The organism is Sagittula sp. S175 (genome assembly GCF_049800975.1).
Lineage (GTDB): Bacteria > Pseudomonadota > Alphaproteobacteria > Rhodobacterales > Rhodobacteraceae > Sagittula.
In genome coordinates this window covers 25,957-44,696 of the sequence record NZ_JBNAGB010000014.1, presented here as the reverse complement: position 1 = coordinate 44,696, position 18,740 = coordinate 25,957, and the positions used below count along the sequence as shown (strand labels likewise).

The following is an 18,740-nucleotide window of genomic DNA, read 5'->3' as shown; positions in this document are numbered from 1 at the left end:
GCGCCCCCCTTCAAGGCTTATTTGCCCAGAGCCTTGCGTGCGGCCTGGGTGAAACGCTCATCGACGACGTGCGACAGGTCGAGCGGATCGGTGTATTCGGTACGGCCGTTCTCGCGGTGGGTCTTCTCGATATCGGCGAGACCGTCCACGGGGATCGTCATTTCGGGATCATAAATTACCGGGCTGCCGGTGCGCAGGGCCTCTTCGGTCGAGTTGGTGAAGCTCAGGTACGCTTCCATGTTCTCGGGTGCGAGGTACTCATCGCCCTGCATCAATGCAGCGGCCTCGGTCAGGGCCAGCACGAAACGCTCAGCTACTTCGGGACGGTCGTTCACCAGTTTGCCCGAGCCGACAAACGCAACGGTCATCAGGCTAGGAGTCAGGTCGGTTTCCAACACGGTGGCATGACCGGCACCGATAATCTGATCGGCAAAGGGTGAGCCGGCGATGGCCGCGTCAACTGAACCGTTCTCGAAGGCCAGTGGCATGTCCGGGTTGGCGATGTTCATCGGCTCGACGTCGCGGATGGTCAGCGTGCCGCGCTCCAGCGCCTTGGCCAGCAGGTATTCACCGCCCGAGCCGGGACCGCCCGCGACTGCGACACGGCGACCGTTCAGATCGGCCACGGATTTTACCGTGCCGTCATCGGCCAGCGTCTTGTGCACCAGTAGTTTCGTCGGGCTGTTCTCCATCGGCTCCAGAGCGCCGGGCGCAATGACACGGATGTCCAGACCCTTGTTCCAGCCCGACCACAGCGAGGTGACGATTGCGATGCCACCCACGTCCACCGAACCTTGTGTCAGGAAGGCAATCGCCTCCGTGCCGGACTTCACCCTTTCAAGGTCGACATTGAGGCCGTATTTGTCGAACAGTCCCCGCTGTTCGGCCACATACATCGTGGCGAATTTCATGATGGGCACGTAGGCGACCTTGACGTCCTGTGGCGGATCGAGCGGGGCCAAGGCCGTGTCCTGTGCCTGCGCGAGGCTGGCGGTCAGTCCGGCCAGCATCAGGACGCCGCCTCGTGCGAGGCTTTTGAAGGTGTTCAGCATTGTCTCTCTCCCGTTGTCGCCGCCCCTCTTCTCGGGGCGGTCGTCGTCTGTCCCTGTTGTCTTGTCCCCATTCAGCGAATTTGTACGCTTCTTCGGGATTTCGAGCCCTGACCCGGGTTTCGTATCAGTGGCAGGGCACAACGCATACGCCCAATCGGCGGAGATGTCATGCCTGAAGGGCATGAACAGCCCCCTAATGCACTGCCGCGATGCGTCGTGCCTTGCGGTCTTTGTGGATGGAAGAGGCGGTGTAGAGGATTAGCCCGAACCAGATCATCGGCAGGGCGATCATGTGGGCCTGCGTGACCACCTGTCCAAAGGCCCAGACTGCGACGACGAACTGAATGGTTGGGTTGACGTATTGCAGCACTCCGATGGTGGAATAAGACACCCGGCGCGCCGCGTAGGAGAACATCATCAGCGGTACGGCTGTGACGAGCCCGCCCGAAATCAGTATCAGCGATGTTGCCCAGTCCTGACCGAAGACACCGCCGGGACGTCCCGTGAAGTCTGTCCAGCCGAGAAAGTGCACACCCAGCAGCCAGATCAACGAAAGCGGACCAACAACAGCCACTTCGGCAGTGACGGAAAGGATCGGGCCCGCGGTCACGCCGCGTTTGAACGCGCCGTAGATGGCAAAGAATGCCGCCAGCGCGAGCGACAGCCAAGGCGTCACGCCAAGTCCGAGGGTCAGGATCACCACTGCGCATGCGGCGAAGGCGACGGCCAGCCATTGTAATGGCGTAAGGCGTTCGCGGAACAAGGCAAAGCCCAGCGTCACCGCCATCAGAGGAAAGATGTAGTAGCCGATGCTGGCCTCCATCACCTTGCCGATCTGCACGGCGTAGATGAAAAAGAACCAGTTGCCCGAGATCGCCAGCGCCGCGCCGATAATGCGCCAACGGGTTGCGCGGTCGGCAAAGACGTCGCGCAACTGCCCAAGGCGGCCTTGCAAGGCCAGCACACCTGCAAAGATGAACAGCGACCAGAAGGTGCGATGGGCAAAGACCTCCAGCGGTGGAACATGGTCGAGAAGCCTCCAGTACAGCGGGAACAGGCCCCACAGCAGGTTGGCCGCAAGTACGGCGAGAAGGCCTTTGATCGGTTCATTCATGTCGATTGGTTGCGCCCTTGTGCCGGAGAACGCAAGCGCTTGCTTTGCAACTGCGGATGATTGGTTGCTGCCGTCCGGCCCGGCGGAGGAGTCCTCTCGTCAACGGCTTCGACAGGACGTTGGGTTTCGCCGATGAGAACAGGGCAGGACGACATCTTTCGGGGTCTTTCCTGCATAGAGACCCGTGTACACCGGGGAACCTCCATCATGCCCCGGAGGCTCATTATCCTTTCCCAACGCGATGCAAATCGGTGTAATCACGGTGATGCCTCGGGCCATACAACCGGTGTTGCTCAAATGTTGTGGCAATAGGCTGGGTCTTCGTTTGGTCAGTGATCGAACTCGCCAAAAGCCACCGCGATCACACGCCTCGGTGAGCAGGTCGGTGTCTCACCTTCAGTAGCATCGACATCACATCACGTGCGCGAGCACCGCCGAATAGAGCGGCAAAGCCGTCTGCGTGTGATCGTCCCTGCGCCGACCAACTGCTACGGCTGGAAACTTGACAGAAAAGGCCACTTCGGAACAGTATCAAGAATTAATTTTGAATTAAGCCTCATGCGCTCCCCGTTTTTGGGGTCTGCTGCTGCATAGGGCGTTTATAGGAACGGGTGTCACGTGCGTATTCCCGAACGATCAGCGCTTCGCGCAGATGGAGCATTTTTGAATCCCGCTGATGGGCTTCAAGCATCTGGGCACACTCTCATCATGAAATCTAATTCGGGCACGTCGGTGACGCTACGCCCGTGCCCAAAGGAATAGTATCATGGATTTCGAAGGCACCCCGAACTCCGAAGCTCTGACGGGTGGAGCCGACGACGACACACTGCGAGGCTATGCGGGCAATGATACGCTTTCCGGCGGTTCAGGAGACGACCTCCTTGAAGGCGGCCTCGGCAACGATGAAGTCAACGGGGATAGCGGTAGCGACACAATTGCCTTGGCGGATGACTTTGGCAACGACACGATTCTCGGCGGAGAGGACGTCGACCACCAGGACATCGATGTCCTGGATCTAAGGGGAGTCACGCAACCGCTGACCATCCTGATGACCGGATCAGAGAGCGGAATCATCACTGGTCCCGGCGGAACCACAACATTCGATGAAATTGAGCGCATCCTGACCACGGATGGCGACGACAGCATCGACGCCTCTCTTGCGGCCGAAGGGGTCGATCTGAACCTTGGAGGAGGGGCGGACACCGTTATTAGCGGTGGAGGCGACGACACGATCACGGCAGGTGGCGGACTGAAGTTCATCGCATTGGGCGCAGGCGCGGACTCTTATGTCGGTGGCGCAGGCATGGACTCCGTTGAGGGCGGGACCGGTGACGATACCATCCTGGCGGGTGGTTCAGGCGATTGCCTGTACGGCGGCGACGGCAACGATAGCTTGGACGGCGGCGGCGGGGATGACTGTATCTTCGGAGACGACGGAAACGATACACTTATTGGCCTGACCGGGATCGATACGCTGGACGGTGGAACCGGAAACGACCACATGGACGGTGGTGACGACCGGGACATCATGTCCGGCGGTCAGGGAAGCGATACTCTGATCGGCGGGCTGGGTGATGACGACATGTACGGCGACGAAGGCGCCGACAGCATGGACGGCGGTGCCGGCATCGATCACATGTATGGTGGCGCGGGCACATACGGTGACACCATGTCCGGTGGTGACGGCGGTGACCTGATGTTTGGCGGCGACGGCGCTGACCTGATGTATGGAGACGCCGGGGACGACACCATGGACGGCGGTGGCGACGCGTCCGGAGACACCATTTCGGGCGGTGACGGCAACGATGAGATCTATGGCGGTGATGGCGGAGATGACCTCGACGGTGGGGCCGGCAACGATACCATAGATGGCGGTGCCGATGCATCGGAGGACACCATTGCTGGCGGTGAAGGCGATGACGACATCACCGGCGGAGGTGGCGACGACTGGCTGATCGGCAATGCAGGCGCTGACGAGATTTATGGCGGTGACGGAGCAGATGGCCTTTGGGGCGATGAGGGGCAGGATACGCTGCATGGTGAAGGCGGAAACGATTTCATTCAGGGTGGTGCCGACAACGACACCCTGTTCGGTGACGCCGGTCGGGATGCGCTTTCGGGTGATGGAGGCAATGACGTCATCAATGGAGGCGCGGACGAAGACACCCTGAATGGCAATGACGGGCAGGATTCTCTTTACGGCGACGACGGTGATGACACCCTGTACGGCGGTATCGGCTTTGACCACCTCGAAGGCGGCGCTGGAAACGACCTGCTTCAGGGCGATGAGGATGACGACTACCTGATCGGTGACGCAGGCAATGACACTCTGCTGGGTGGAACAGGGCACGACGTGGTCCTCGCCGGGGACGGAGATGACTCCGTCGACGGGGGCGACGGCGATGACTGGATGTATGGTGGCGAGGGTTTGGATACCATTGACGGTCGGGCTGGCGCTGACGAAATCCACGGGGAAGGCGGGGACGACTACATTGCCGGCGGCAATGACAATGACACGCTGACGGGTGGATTGGGCAACGACGTCCTGAACGGCGATGACGGCGACGACTCCCTGGACGGCGGCGACGGGTCCGACACGATCAATGGGGGCATCGGCGGCGACATCATGCGCGGCGGGGCCGGGTCGGATGTCATCAACGGGCAAGCCGGAGGCGACGAAATCCACGGCGGCGATGACGGCGACCTGCTGCTGGGTGAAGATGGCGACGATACCATCGAGGGCGACGGAGGGGCCGACTACGTCGACGGCGGTGAGGGCAGCCGGAACTTCCTGCGCGGCGGTGCCGGGAACGACACGATCATCGGTCATTCGGGAGTGGAGTCGGTCGAAGGCGGCGACGGCGACGATTCCATTCGGGCCGGGGGCGACTACGACTTCCTTTTGGGCGGTGATGGTAACGATACCATCCATGGCGAAGACGGAGATGACTACATCAGCGGCGGCGCCGGATCGGATGACCTCTATGGAGGTTCAGGCAACGATGAAATCTTTGGAGACGAAGGTGTCGATCTGGTCTTTGGCGATGCAGGCGACGACGCGATCTTTGGCGGCGATGATGGCGACGGCCTGTACGGGGGCGACGGCACGGATACCATCGAAGGCGAGGGTGGGGACGACTACATTGACGGGGGGGAGGGGACAGCCAATTTCCTTCGCGGGGGTGCCGGAAACGACACGATCGTGGGCCGTTCGGGGCTGGATTCCGTCGAGGGCGGTATCGGTGATGATTCAATTGAGGCCGGAGGCGGCAACGACTTCCTGCTGGGAGGCGAAGGCAGCGATACCATCCTTGGCGGGGATGGGGACGATTACATCAGCGGCGGCCTGGGTGCGGATTCACTCAATGGTGGCAGCGATAACGACGAGATCTACGGCGATGAGGGTGACGACATCCTCGAAGGTGGTGACGGCGACGACACGCTGATCGGTGGCACCGGGTTCAACAATATCCTGGGCGGGCTTGGCACGGACCATGTGAACTACGACAGCGGAAGCTTCGAGTTCAATTTCGGGAACACGCCTTCTTCTGACGTTGACGTGGTTGCGGCGGAATTCAGCGACTCGATTTCTGATGTCGAGGTTGTTTCTCTGGGCGGTGACAGTGATTCCGTCACCGTATCGATGGGAAGTTCTTCCATGTCCTCGCCGATGTACGTGGATTTCGGGGGCGGTAAGGACTCGCTGAAGTTCACGGGCGACGGCATCTTCTCCGACGGCATGTTTTATTTCGCCGGTTTGATTGGCGCGACCACGATGTCCGTCTCTGCCTACGAAGAGGCGAAGAGGAAACCGCAAGAAGTGGTCGACAAGATCACGGATCTCATCACCGAAGAAGCGGGCCAGATCGAGACGCTCGATGTTCTTTTCGACAACTACGAAGAGGTTTCGCTCACCGACAATGATGATCGTGCGCTGATATTCGATCTGGGTGAAGACAACAACATGCCGGGCAATGGCGTGCTGGCCATGCAGGGCGGGGACGACGTAGCCTTTGTTCAAAGCGCCCCCGCGGGTGACATGACCATCGATGGCGGCGACGGGGCCGACATCCTGATCGCCATGGGGCCGAACAAGGTGACCCTTGCGGGTGGCCTTGGTCGAGACATGATCATCAATTTCACCCCGGGCGGGGTTCTGTACGGCGACACGATCACCGGCATGGTGGTCAACGGGGCCGAAGTCTCGACCCCGCCGGCGGACGATCCCGACAATGCCGACTTCTTCATGTGGGCGGCGGATACAACAATCATGGACCCAGAGAAGGACGATGTTCTGTTCTTCACCGGTATCCCGCTGACAGGCGGGGACGTGACGCCGGGGTCGGCGCTTTGGGGGATGCTGGGCGGTGCCGGACTTTTTGGCGGCGTCGTGTCCGGCGTACAAAGCTTCTTTGCCTGGGAAGCGATCATGATGTCGGCGACGACCGGCAATTTTGTGCGGATCTATTACGACACCTGGCTGCCGTTCATGGCCTACATCGCCAATGAAAAGAGCGGTCAGGACAAAATGCGGGTGGTCAACATCGGCGATATCCTGTGGAGCAACCTCCTTGGGTTTCCGTTGCCGCAGAACGATGACGACACCGCGAGCGAGAAGAACTACCAGGCCATCCCGGAATACAGCTTTGCCGGGGGTGGTCTGCATGTGACGCCCTTGTCACTGCTGGGCAATCTCGGGTCGGACGATGACCTGATCGGCGGTGCCAAGGCCTTCCTGCAGTCGGTGGCGAATGACACCGCCGACATGGGGATGCTTTTCAACTTTCCGTCGATCTTTGCAGCGGTCATGGCGACGGCCGGCTTTGCGAACGAACTTCTGAAGGCCACGCCGATGTGGAACGGCCTGATGGCGGCCTGGAGCGCGATTGACAACGCGAACACGGCCTACTGGATCGGCGGGGCGGCGATCCGGCTGCAAAAGGGGCTCCGCTGGGTTGATGGGGATGACCCTCTCGTCATCGACCTCGACGGGGACGGGCTGGAAACCCTTACTATCTACGAACGCAACATCCACTTCGACATGGGGGATGACCTCTTTGCCGAGCGCACCGGCTGGCTGCGGGGTGACGATGGCTTCCTTGTCCGTGACCTGAACAACAATGATCGCATCGACAACGTGTCGGAAATGTTCGGCGGTCAGACAGGCCGGGGCTTCAGCGATCTGGCGCTGTATGACACGGCCGCAGAAGGCGGGAACGAGGACGGCTACATCACTGCTGCTGACGCAGTCTGGGCCTCCCTGATGATCTGGCGCGATATCGACGAAGACGGCGAGACCGACGCGGGCGAGTTGTTCTCTCTGGATGACCTTGGGATCGTTTCGCTTAGCCTGTCTGCATCGGATCTCGATTTCGAGCAGCCTCAAGGCAACCGGGTGCTGGGCAACGCAGCCGTGGAATACGCAGACGGCACCATCGTGAACATGTTCGACACGATCTTTGAAACGAACATGTCGCAATCGGTCTACGTGGGCGAGCACGGCACGCCGCCCTGGCAATCTGCGCTGAACGTGAACATGCATGGCTATGGCGAAGTCACGAACCTTGCGATCGCCATGGCCAACGATCCGCGGCTGGGCGAGATTGTCGCCGAAGCCGCGGCGGGCATGACCGAGCCGAATTTCCTCGACATCGTCGACAAGGTCGGCCCGGTGCTGGCGTACTGGGGCCAGACAATGGAAACCACGCGCGAGCTGACGCCCGTGCTGTTGGCGACTGATGCCGAAGGCACTGTCACGCTGGCTGACTACGGCGTCTACGTCGAGGACGCGCTTGGCGGCTATTGGGAGATGCACAGCGGGGCGCCCGTTCTGGATGCGCTTGGCGACCCCATCGACCGCCCGACGCTCGAAGACGTCATGGCGCAGGTGCCTGGTGCCGGACAGCAGTGGCAGATGGAGCAGACATGGTCCCCCGCTACACGCGCCTTCGATCCCGTGCATCGCGATCCGGCCCCCTATCTGGTGCACTTGGTGGATGGTCGGGCGATCATCGACGACTACGGCATCCAGAACGCTGATGGCAGCTGGCGGCTGGCCAGCGGGCGCGACATCACAGATGCGGGCGGCAACATTGTCGTGCATCCGTCCGTTGAGGATGTCCTTGCTCTGACGCGCGACGCTGGGCAGGAGTGGCGTGTCGAGGAAATCAACTACAACGAATTCGCCAATGTTCCTGTGGAGCGTGTCGGTATTCGCGTGACCGACGGCATCACCGTTGACTACACCGTCGAGGTAACCGATCAGGACGGCACCTTCCTGGTGTGGGCGCGCAACCTCGACCGCGCGCTGGAGCTGCAGTTCAAGACCGGCGATTCGCGCGAATTCAACCTGCGCAACTATGCCGTGGATCTCGATACGCTGGACGAAGCCAACGTCTATGACGACGCGACCTACCGCGTGCAGATCATGACGCCGGGTGAGTTGCAATATGCCACCGGCCTTGGCGGCGTAGATTTCCGCCCTGAAATCCTGTCGGCCACGCTGGACAGCACAACTGGGCTGATAGACTACAAGGCCGTCGAAGGCGGCAGCTACACGTCGTCCGAGGACCAGTACGTCTCCATCATTGATCCCGCGATCGAGTTGATGGGCCTCGTCATGGCGCAATACATCATGTCCAGTTACCGCCTGTCAGTGCAGATGGCGCTGCAGTCCGGGCTGAAAGATTATGCCCGCGGGCTGGTCTACGACATCGAGGAAGACCGCTACATTACCACCAGTGGACGCGAATTGGTGCCGATGTTCGAGGCGATCTTCGAGAACGCTCCGGCAAGCAACGTGGACGACGCTGTTCACGACTACCTCGTCCAATGGAGCATGATCCTCAGCCAGATCTATCCGAATTTCCAGTCAGAGGCGGCACAGTTCGCCATCGACTCGAAATCGCAGTTGGATCAGGCCTACATCATGCAGATGGCACTGGCGGCCTACGAGAACGTGCCGATCGACCTGGACGTGGCCGCCATCGCCAATGCGTTTCAGATCGACGAGCGCCGCATCATAAGCCACGAGCCGACTGATACGGCCATGGTCACCAAGGAGGGAGTCAATTTCTTCTACCTCTCTGAGGGCGACACCACGATTACGGGCAGCTACGTCAAGAACGCGCCATTCTACACCGATGATCTGCAGACCGACATCTACTACGTTGGGCGGCAGACCGGGGCAGACGTGATCCGGGACTACGATTTGGGCGACCACGATCAGTTGCGGTTCCTGCACCTCAATGCCGCTGATGTGACCTTTGTCCGTGATGGCGAGAACCTGCAACTCGGTTGGGACGACGGGCAGGGTGGTACGGCGACCTTGCTGCTTGAGGACCAGTTCCTGGGAGAACTGAATGAGTTGCTGCGGGATGGCACCCGCATCGACTCCGGCGTGAACGAGATCGTCTGGGCGGATGGCACTGTGTGGAACCGCTACCGTATGGCCTTTGCCGTAATTGATTACGCGCGTGGCGAGTTGGATCAAGCGGACTCCTACTATGGCTCGGGCTCGGGAGACGTGCTGTTCGGCGGCCTTGGGAACGATTACATGAGCGGTGGGGTGGGGGGAGACACCTACTATATCCGTCGCGGCGACGGTCAGGACGTGATCGACGATCTTGGCGGCTTCAGCTTTGGTCCGATCAAGGCCGGGCATGACTTCCTGATGTTCCGCGGTGACATCACCGCCGAGGATCTTTACCTGACACGCGACGGGGATTCCGATAACCTCGTGATCCACGTCATGCAGGACGGCGTGCTGACCGGCCAGACCATCGAGCTGGTTGGCCAGTTCGGCGGCATGAGTCTCGGTCTCGGCGCCTTTGCCGAATTGATGGGGGATTCCGAGGGGCTGGATTACATTGCCCCGAACCTCATAGAGAGCATCACCTTCGAAGCCAGCGCCCCGCTCGAATGGGATGACGTATTCAAACAGGTTCTGGAAAACGCGAAAACCGACGGTGACGACGCGATCTACGGCTTCCTCAATGGCAATACCATGGATGGTGGAGCCGGGAATGATTACCTGCAAGGTGCTGAGGGTTTCGACACCTACATCTACGGACGTGATTACGGGCAGGACGTTGTACTTGACAAGGACTGGTCCTCTTCTCTGTTCGCGACCAAGGACGACAAAATCGAGTTTGCCGACGATCTGCGTTGGACCGATTTTAATTTCCTCCGCGACGGATCAAGCGACACGCTGCGCCTGCAGGTCAGTGGCACGACCGACCAACTGATCCTGACGGACTACCTGCAGTACGTTTTCCTCGTGGGCTTTACCAACCTGATCGAAGAAATCGAGTTCGCTGACGGCACTGTCTGGGATCACTTCAAGCTGCTCCAGCATTATGTCGACCTCGCCAAAACCGATGGCGACGATACGATTTATGGCTTCGAACATATCCAAGACCGCGTCGATGGCGGCGCAGGAAACGACCGTCTCGAAGGTCAGGGAGGAAGTGACACCTATGTCTTTGCCGCTGGCTACGGCCAGGACACGATCTTTGACGCGTCTTCTGAGTATCTGTCCGGACCCGGTACGGCTGACAAGATCGAATTTACCGGCATCAATGCGTCGGATGTGAGTTTCTCGCGCACGGCGCTGGATCTGATCATCAGCATCGACGGCACATCCGACCGGATCGTGCTGGAGAACCAGTACATAAGGGACGGGGCGCAAAGGCACGCCATCGAATTCTTCCAGTTCGCGGATCAGACCCTCGATTATACTGACTTCAACCCCGAAGACATCGACCTCGTGGGGAGCGACGGGGCCGAGACGATCACCGGGTCGGATTTCGCCGAAACCATAGATTCGCGTGGTGGTTCGGACCTGCTTGTCGGCGCAGATGGCGGCGATACCTATATCTTCGACGAAGGTTACGGCAACGACACCATCGACGACCAACGCGTGCGCGCGTCGTGGACGGACCGCAAGGGCACTGTTGTGCCGGTAGATGACCAAGTGAAGTTCGGCGAGTTCATCACGCAGGACAACGTCAACTTTGCCAAGACGGGCAACGACCTGCTGATCACCATCGACGGTCGCACGGACACGCTGCTGATCCGCAACCAGTTCCTTGACCTCGACCACGGGGTCGAGCGGTTCGAGTTCTGGGACGGCACCTTCCTGTCGATCTCGGACGTGGAAGAACTGCTTCAGATCGAGGGCGGCAACCGGGGCGACAACCTGATCGAGGGCAACCCGACGGTGTCGAACACGCTCGACGGGCGGCAGGGTGACGATACGCTGGTGGGCGGTTCGGCGGCAGACCTCTATGCCTTTGGTGCGGACTACGATTTCGACCGTATCGTGGAGCGCCCGGACGAAGCGGGCGTCATCGACGAGGTGCAGTTCGGGGCATCGGTGCCGCGCGACGCGCTGCGCATCAGCCGCAACGGCGACGACCTGTTGATTGACCTCGGGATGGGCACGGACGTGCTGACCATCGTCGGCGGCCTTGCCGATACGCGGGTGGAGCAGTTCCGCTTTGCCGATGGCACGGTGCTGACCATCGACGAAATCATCGACGCGATGCTGACGGGCACCGATGCCAACGAGCATCTCGTGGGGCTCGACAGCCGTGACGACACCATCAGCGGCGGCGCGGGTTATGATGCGCTGGAAGGCGGCGGTGGCAACGACACCTACCTTGTGGGGCTTGGCGATACCTCGACCGCGATCAGCGATACCTCGGGCATCGACCGGCTGGTCTTTGGTGCGACGATCACTCCGGCGGGCGTGAGTTTCGAGAACATCGACGGCGACTTGCTGATCACGCTGGCTGGCACAGGCGAGCGCGTGGTGATCCTTGGCGGTTACTTTGACACGCCGGTTGAGCACTTTGAATTCGAAGACGGTACGGTCATGAGCATCGAGGACGTGCGCCTCGACTTGCTGGAAACAACGCCGACGGAGGGGCAGAACCTGCTCGACACCCGTCATTTCCCTGCGGGACTTGAATTGGATGCCGGGGCTGGCAACGATCTGATCCAATTGACCGAAGGCGCCATAGTTGTGTTCCGTGGCGCGCATGGCACGGACCGGGTGGAAATGCTGCCCGGCACTGTCAATGCTACTCTCAGGATCAATGATCAAAGTAGCGCGCAGGTGAAGGTACGTCGTGCCGACAGCACGTCGGATGACCTGATCCTCAGCTTCGACAATGGCGCTCAGATCGTCATTTCGGGGGCCCTGAGCTCTGGTGCCTTGCCGAAGATCGAGTTCAACAACTACACCAGCTGGGATGCGGCAACGCTGATCCAAGCTTTCGTTGATGCTCAGGCGAGTGATGGAGACGATCTCGTTCGGGGTTCGGATCGGTCAGATACGATCGAGGGCGGCGCGGGCGATGATGTTCTGTCCGGCGGGCGTGGGGACGACCTTTATAGATTTGTCGTCGGCGACGGTCAGGATGTGATCGAGGAGGAGCAGGGCTTCGACATCCTCGAGATCACCGGCTACCGGTCGTCCGAGATGCGGGTGGAGCGGCTGTCTGCGGATCGCGATGACTTGCTGCTGACCTTCACGGCGTCCGAGGATTCCATTCTCATCCGTTCGTCCGCCATCGAAGAGGTGCATTTCGGTGACGGCACCATCGTCACCCGCGATGCGCTGCTGGACCAGGTGAACGGCGCGGGGTCGGATACGGACGACCTGCTGCGCGGCACGTCCGGGGACGAAGGTTACGACGGAGGCCTTGGCAACGACCTGATCGTCGACGGGTCAGGGCGTGACATCTACACCTTTGAACTGGGCGACGGACAGGACCGCATCACCACATCCTCGCGCGCGGACGGGTTCGGGACCATTGCCTTTGGTGCGGGGATCGCGCTGGAGGACGTCAGCGCCAAGCGCGATGCAGATGGCAACATCATCCTGCTGATCGCGGGCACCGATGACCGCCTGTCCCTGATCGACCCGACGGGCGACCCGGATGCCATCGTGGGCACCTTGCGGTTCGTTGACGGGCGGACTCTGTCCATTTCGGCCATGGCGGCGGCGATTCCGGCCACGGCCGGTGACGACCACGTGATCGTGGCGTCGGGTCCGCTGGCGACCAGCGGGCCGGAGGCTTCGGCGAACCTCTATGGCCTCGAAGGCAACGACTGGCTGGAAAGCGGGCGCGGCGCGGATGTGCTGGACGGCGGCCTTGGCAACGACCTGTTGCAGGGCCATTCCGGCGGCGACACTTACACCTTTGACCTGGGCGACGGGCAGGACACGATCAACGACCTCGAGCAGCTGGATTCGGCGGCGGTGGACGTGCTGCGCTTTGGCACGGGCATTGCGCCGGGCGACATCCGCATCCTGTCCACCGGGCCAGAGGACCTGGTGATCGGCATTGCGGGCACGGACGACCGGATCACCATCCGGGGCATGTTCGATACCATCGCAGGCGCACGCGATGCGCAGATCGAGCGCTTTGACTTTGCCAGCGGCGGCAGCCTGTCGCTCGCCGAGATCCTCGAACTGGCGGGGCAGGGGAGTGACGGCGACGAGCTGATCTCCTTCGGGCCGGACCGGTCCTACGATCTGGTGCTGAACGGTGGCGCGGGCAACGATACGCTGGACGGCGGGCGCGGCGACACGACCTATGTCTTCAACCCCGGCGACGGGCAGGACGTCGTGATCGAGCGCAGCTGGCTATTCACCGATGACACCGTGCGCTTTGGCACGGGGTTCAGCCAGTCGGACATGGTCGCCGTGCGCGAGGGTGACGACCTGGTGATCCGCTTCGTTGGTCATGCCGATGTGCTGCGGGTGCAGGACCAGTATGGCTTCAGCGAGGTGCCGATCGAGGTCTTTGCCTTCACCGGTGAAACGCCCCTGACGGCGGCGCAGGTCACCGCGCTGCTGGTGGACGAGGCGACGGCACAGGGGACGCTGTTCCCCAGCGTGCCGGATGCCGATCCGTTCATCGACGCGCTGTTCGCGCGGGCGCATGGTGATGCGGTCACTGATCCCGGCACGGGTGGCGGGGACGGCGGGACCACCACCACCTCGCCCTTGCCACGCACCTACGTGTCGACGGCGGGCGTGGTCGACACGTTCGAGACCTTCGTGCCGGAGATCGACGATGGCACCGGGCTGTTAACGGTGCAGGGTTTCGAACCGGGTGACCTGGGGGACGTGCTGGACATCCGGCTGGCCGCAGGGTTGGTGGGCGAGATCGTCGCCCGGCAGGAGGGCGCGGACGTCTACGTGTTCTTCGTGGACGCAGGCACGCTGGACCTCGACGATGCGCGGCGTCTGTTCCGCCTTGAAGGGGTGACGCTGGCGGCGCTCAGCGGTGGCAACTTCAACGGCGCCCCCTACGCGACCACCGCACCGCTGACGGTGACGGGGACCACCGGTGCCGACACGCTGGACGGCAGCTGGGGCGACGATTCCATCACTGGCGGCAATGGTGACGATACGATCACCGGCGGGCCGGGGGATGACTTCCTCTCAGGGCAGGGGAACAACGACACCTACGTCTTTGCGCCGGGCTTTGGCGATGACACGATTTCCGAGAACGGCCCGAACTTCAATTCGCCCGCCGACAAGGTGGTGTTCGGCGCGGGCTTGCTGGCCGCCGAAATGGAAGTCGAGGTTCAGGCCAACGACCTGATCATAAGCTTCGCCACTGGGGACAGCCTGCGCCTGTCGGCTTCGATGAACAGCGACCGCTACCGCGTAGAGAGTTTCGAGTTCGCCGATGGCACGGTGATGACCCATCCCGAACTGGTGGCGCTGGCGCTGGTGGGATCGGACGCCGATCAGGACATGCGCGGGAGCCTCGACCCCGACCAGATCGACGGTGCGGCGGGCAACGATACCCTGACGGGCAACAACGGCGATGACACGCTGACCGGCGGGTCGGGCAACGATTTCCTGCAAGGCAACGCACAGAACGATACCTATCGGTTCGAGGTCGGGTTCGGGCAGGACACCATCAGCGACTACGGGGCGTGGAACAACTCGGGCGCCGATGTGATCGAGTTCGGTGCGGGGCTGGACGTGGCGGACTTGCGCGTGGCGGGCGATGGCATCGACCTGCTGCTGAGCTTTGCCGGGACCGAGGACCGGATCCGCATCGAGCGTGGGCTGAACGACAATTATTACCGCATCGAGTCCGTGCGTTTTGACGATGGCACGGAACTCAGCCATGCCGACCTGATGGCCTTGGGCTTTGTCGCGACCGAGGCTGACCAGCTGATCGAGGGCACCTATGACCCCGATGCCTTTGACGGCGGCATCGGCAATGACACGATCTATGCGAAGAACGGCGACGACACGCTGACCGGCGGCAGCGGCGAAGACTTCCTGGAAGGCGGCGCGCAGAACGACACCTACGTTTTCGACGTCGGGTTCGGGGACGACACAGTGTCGGACAACGGCGCGTGGAACAATTCCGGCGCGGATCGCATGGTGTTCGGCGCCGGGCTCGAGGCCGCGGATCTTCGGGTGGAGATCGACGATACCGACCTGATCCTGAGCTTTGCGGGGCAGCCGGGCAGCATCCGTCTGGATCGCTCGCTGACGCACAACTACTACCGGATCGAGACCTTCGGCTTTGCCGATGGCACCGAGCTGACCCATGCGCAGCTGGTGGACATGGGGCTGACGGCGACGGATGACGACCAGCTGCTGCACGGCAGCTATGACGCCGAGGCGCTGAACGGAGCGGCGGGCAATGACACGCTGTACGGGCGCGAGGGCGCGGACACGCTGACCGGCGGAACGGGCAACGATTTCCTGCAAGGTGGGCATCAGAACGACACCTATGTCTTCGAGGCGGGCTTTGGTCAGGACACGGTGGCGGACAACGGCGCGTGGAACAATTCAGGCGCGGACCAGATCGTGTTCGGTCCGGGGCTGTCCATGGACGACCTGCGCATCCGGCGCGTCGAGGATCCGAACTCCACGAATGCGCATCTCGAACTGCGGTTCGAGGGCAGCGAGGACCGACTGCTGATCCTGAACGGCGCGACGCACAACTATTACTTCATCGAGACGCTGGTCTTCGATGACGGCCGAACGATGACGCTAGACGAGATGCTGGCGTCGCTGACGGAGACGACCGAGGGTGACGACGACATCGCGGGGCAGAGCACGGCGGACAGCATCGCGGCGCTGGGGGGCGACGATACCGTCTATGGCAACGCCGGGGTCGACACGCTGGACGGCGGGGCAGGGGATGACCTGCTGGATGGCGGTAATGACGTGGATTCCATCGTCGGTGGCGATGGCGACGACACGCTCCTTGGCGGTAGCGGCAATGACACGCTGTCTGGCGATGATGGATTTGACCGGCTCGAAGGCGGGACCAACCATGACGTGCTGGATGGCGGTGCGGGCAATGACTCGCTCTATGGGGACAACAACAACGATACGCTGACCGGGGGCGCGGGCGACGACTTCCTGCAGGGTGGCGCGAACGACGACAGCTACCGCTTCGGGCTTGGGTTCGGTCACGACACGATCATCGAGCGCGACGGGTCCTGGTATCTGGCAGGCAACGACCGGGTGGTGTTCGACGCGACCATCGCGGCGGCGGATGTGACCTTCTACGCCGATGGTAGCGACCTGCTGGCGGCGGTGGCGGGCGGTGATCTGCTGCGCATTGTCGGTGGCACGGGGTCGGGGCTGAACCCCTTCATCGTCGAGTTCTTCGATTTCGAGGCGGATGGCACGACCCTGACGCAGGCCCAGGTGCTGGCGGCGGCGCTGCCCTGGCCGGGGGCCACGGGGATTGCCCAGCAGGGCGATCCGGCGACGAACGTGATCGAGGGCGGTGCGGGCGACGACACGGTCAACGGCCTTTCGTCCACGGGCGCGCTGCTGTCTGGTCTTGGCGGTAACGACAGCCTGACCGGCGGTGTGGCGGATGAAACACTGGACGGTGGCACCGGCAACGACCTGCTGGCGGGCATGGATGGCGACGACACCTACGTGTTCGCCCCGGGCTTTGGTCAGGACACCATCGACGACGGCGGCACCAATGGCGCGGGCGAGAACGTCGACGTGGTCCTGCTGGCGGCGGGCATCCTGCCTGCCGATGTGACGGTGGAACGCGCGGGCGCCGCCGAGGGTGACCTGCTGCTGAAATTCGCGGGCGGAGACCGTCTGACGATCATCGGCGGCATGGACCCGGCTCCGGTGACGGGCAGCATCGACGAGGTGCGCTTTGCCGATGGCACCGTGTGGACGCTGGCGGACATGCAGGCGGCAGCGCTTGCGCCGAACGCCGACGGGCTGGTGATCATGGCCGAGACCGGCGCGGTGGACGACAGCCTGATCGGCGCGAATTCCGACGATTATCTGTACGGCAGGCTGGGCAGTGACACGCTCGACGGGCAGTGGGGCAACGATTACCTGTCCGGCGGCGAGGGCGACGACAGCCTGCTGGGTGGCTCGGGCAATGATGCGCTCTACGGCAGCACCGGCATGGATTCGCTGGTGGGCGGCGCGGGCAATGACTCGCTGTATGGCGGCGACAACCAAGACACCTACCGGTTCAGCGCGGGCTTTGGCCGCGACCTTGTCCGGGAATACGGCGACGCGGGCGAAGGCCCGAGCATCGTGGTCTTTGACGCGTCGTTGTCGCCTGCGGACCTTGAGGTTTACGACGACGGGTTTGGGAGCCTTTACATAGGCTTTGCCGGGACCGGCGACCGTGTCGAGCTGACCGGTCTGTTGGCGGGAGGCGGCCTGGAGGGGCCGGTCGAGGGGCCTGTTGCAAGTGATGTGGATTACGAAATCCGCTTCGAGGCTGATGGCAGCTCCTGGACCGTCGCTGACCTGCAAGCCATCGCCCTGCCGTTCTCTGAAGGGCAGATCGTCTGGGGCGACATCTCGGACGATGTGCTGACAACCACGGGGATCGGCGACACCGTCGACGGGCTGGCGGGCAATGACACGCTGACCGGGGCGCATGACAATGTCACGTTGGAAGGTGGCGCGGGTGATGACCTGCTGGTCGCAGGCGGCGGCAGGACAACGCTGTACGGGCAGGATGGTTACGACACCTACCGCGTGGCAGGGGCCTTCGATCTGGTGATGTTGAACACCGGCACAGGGGTTGTCGACCTGACGGACCTGCTGCCGGGAGATGTGACCGCCGAGTACAACGCCGACTACTCCTACCAGCTTGTCGTAACCGGCGGCGAAGGCCGCATCCGGGGCAGCTGGGACGAGATCCACTTCCAAGACGGCACGGTCTGGACATGGGATGATTTCATCACGGCGGCGGATACAACCGGCACCCTTGGGCAGGAGATCTACAGCGGCTCTGCCGTGGCGGGAGTCTACGCCGGGACGGGCTTTGACGACTACATCCAGGCGACCTCGGCCAACGAGACGCTGGAAGGCGGGGCCGGGTCCGATACGCTCTATGCCTCGAACGGCGACGACGTGTTGGATGGCGGCGCGGGGCATGACCTGCTCGACGGCGGATACGGTAACGACACCTACATCCTCGGGGCCGGGTTCGGCCATGACGTGCTGTACCTGAGCTACAACAGCTCGGACGTGGACGTGGTGGAATTCGGAGCGGGCATCCTGCCCACGGACATCACCG

The 18,740-nt window shown here is 62.1% G+C and carries 3 protein-coding genes (1 of these 3 running past the window's edge); 1 reads left to right on the top strand and 2 read right to left on the bottom strand.

Annotation, left to right across the window (positions count from 1 at the left end):
- Positions 1-17 precede the first annotated feature (17 nt).
- Entirely contained in the window at positions 18-1,052 is a 1,035-nt protein-coding gene (locus ACP16H_RS16890) for an ABC transporter substrate-binding protein (protein ID WP_425073424.1), read from the bottom strand.
- 193 nt (positions 1,053-1,245) lie between these two features.
- Complete coding sequence (gene rarD / locus ACP16H_RS16885) at positions 1,246-2,166, bottom strand: EamA family transporter RarD (RefSeq protein ID WP_425073423.1); 921 nt, start codon at positions 2,164-2,166, stop codon at positions 1,246-1,248.
- Between the two features lie 766 nt (positions 2,167-2,932).
- On the opposite strand from rarD, the gene ACP16H_RS16880 reads away from it, so the two are divergent.
- Positions 2,933-18,740: the beginning of a tandem-95 repeat protein gene (locus tag ACP16H_RS16880; protein WP_425073422.1), read on the top strand. The gene runs 17,843 nt beyond the window's last position; 15,808 of the gene's 33,651 nt are visible here — the first part of the coding sequence; its start codon is at positions 2,933-2,935; its stop codon lies off the right edge, out of view.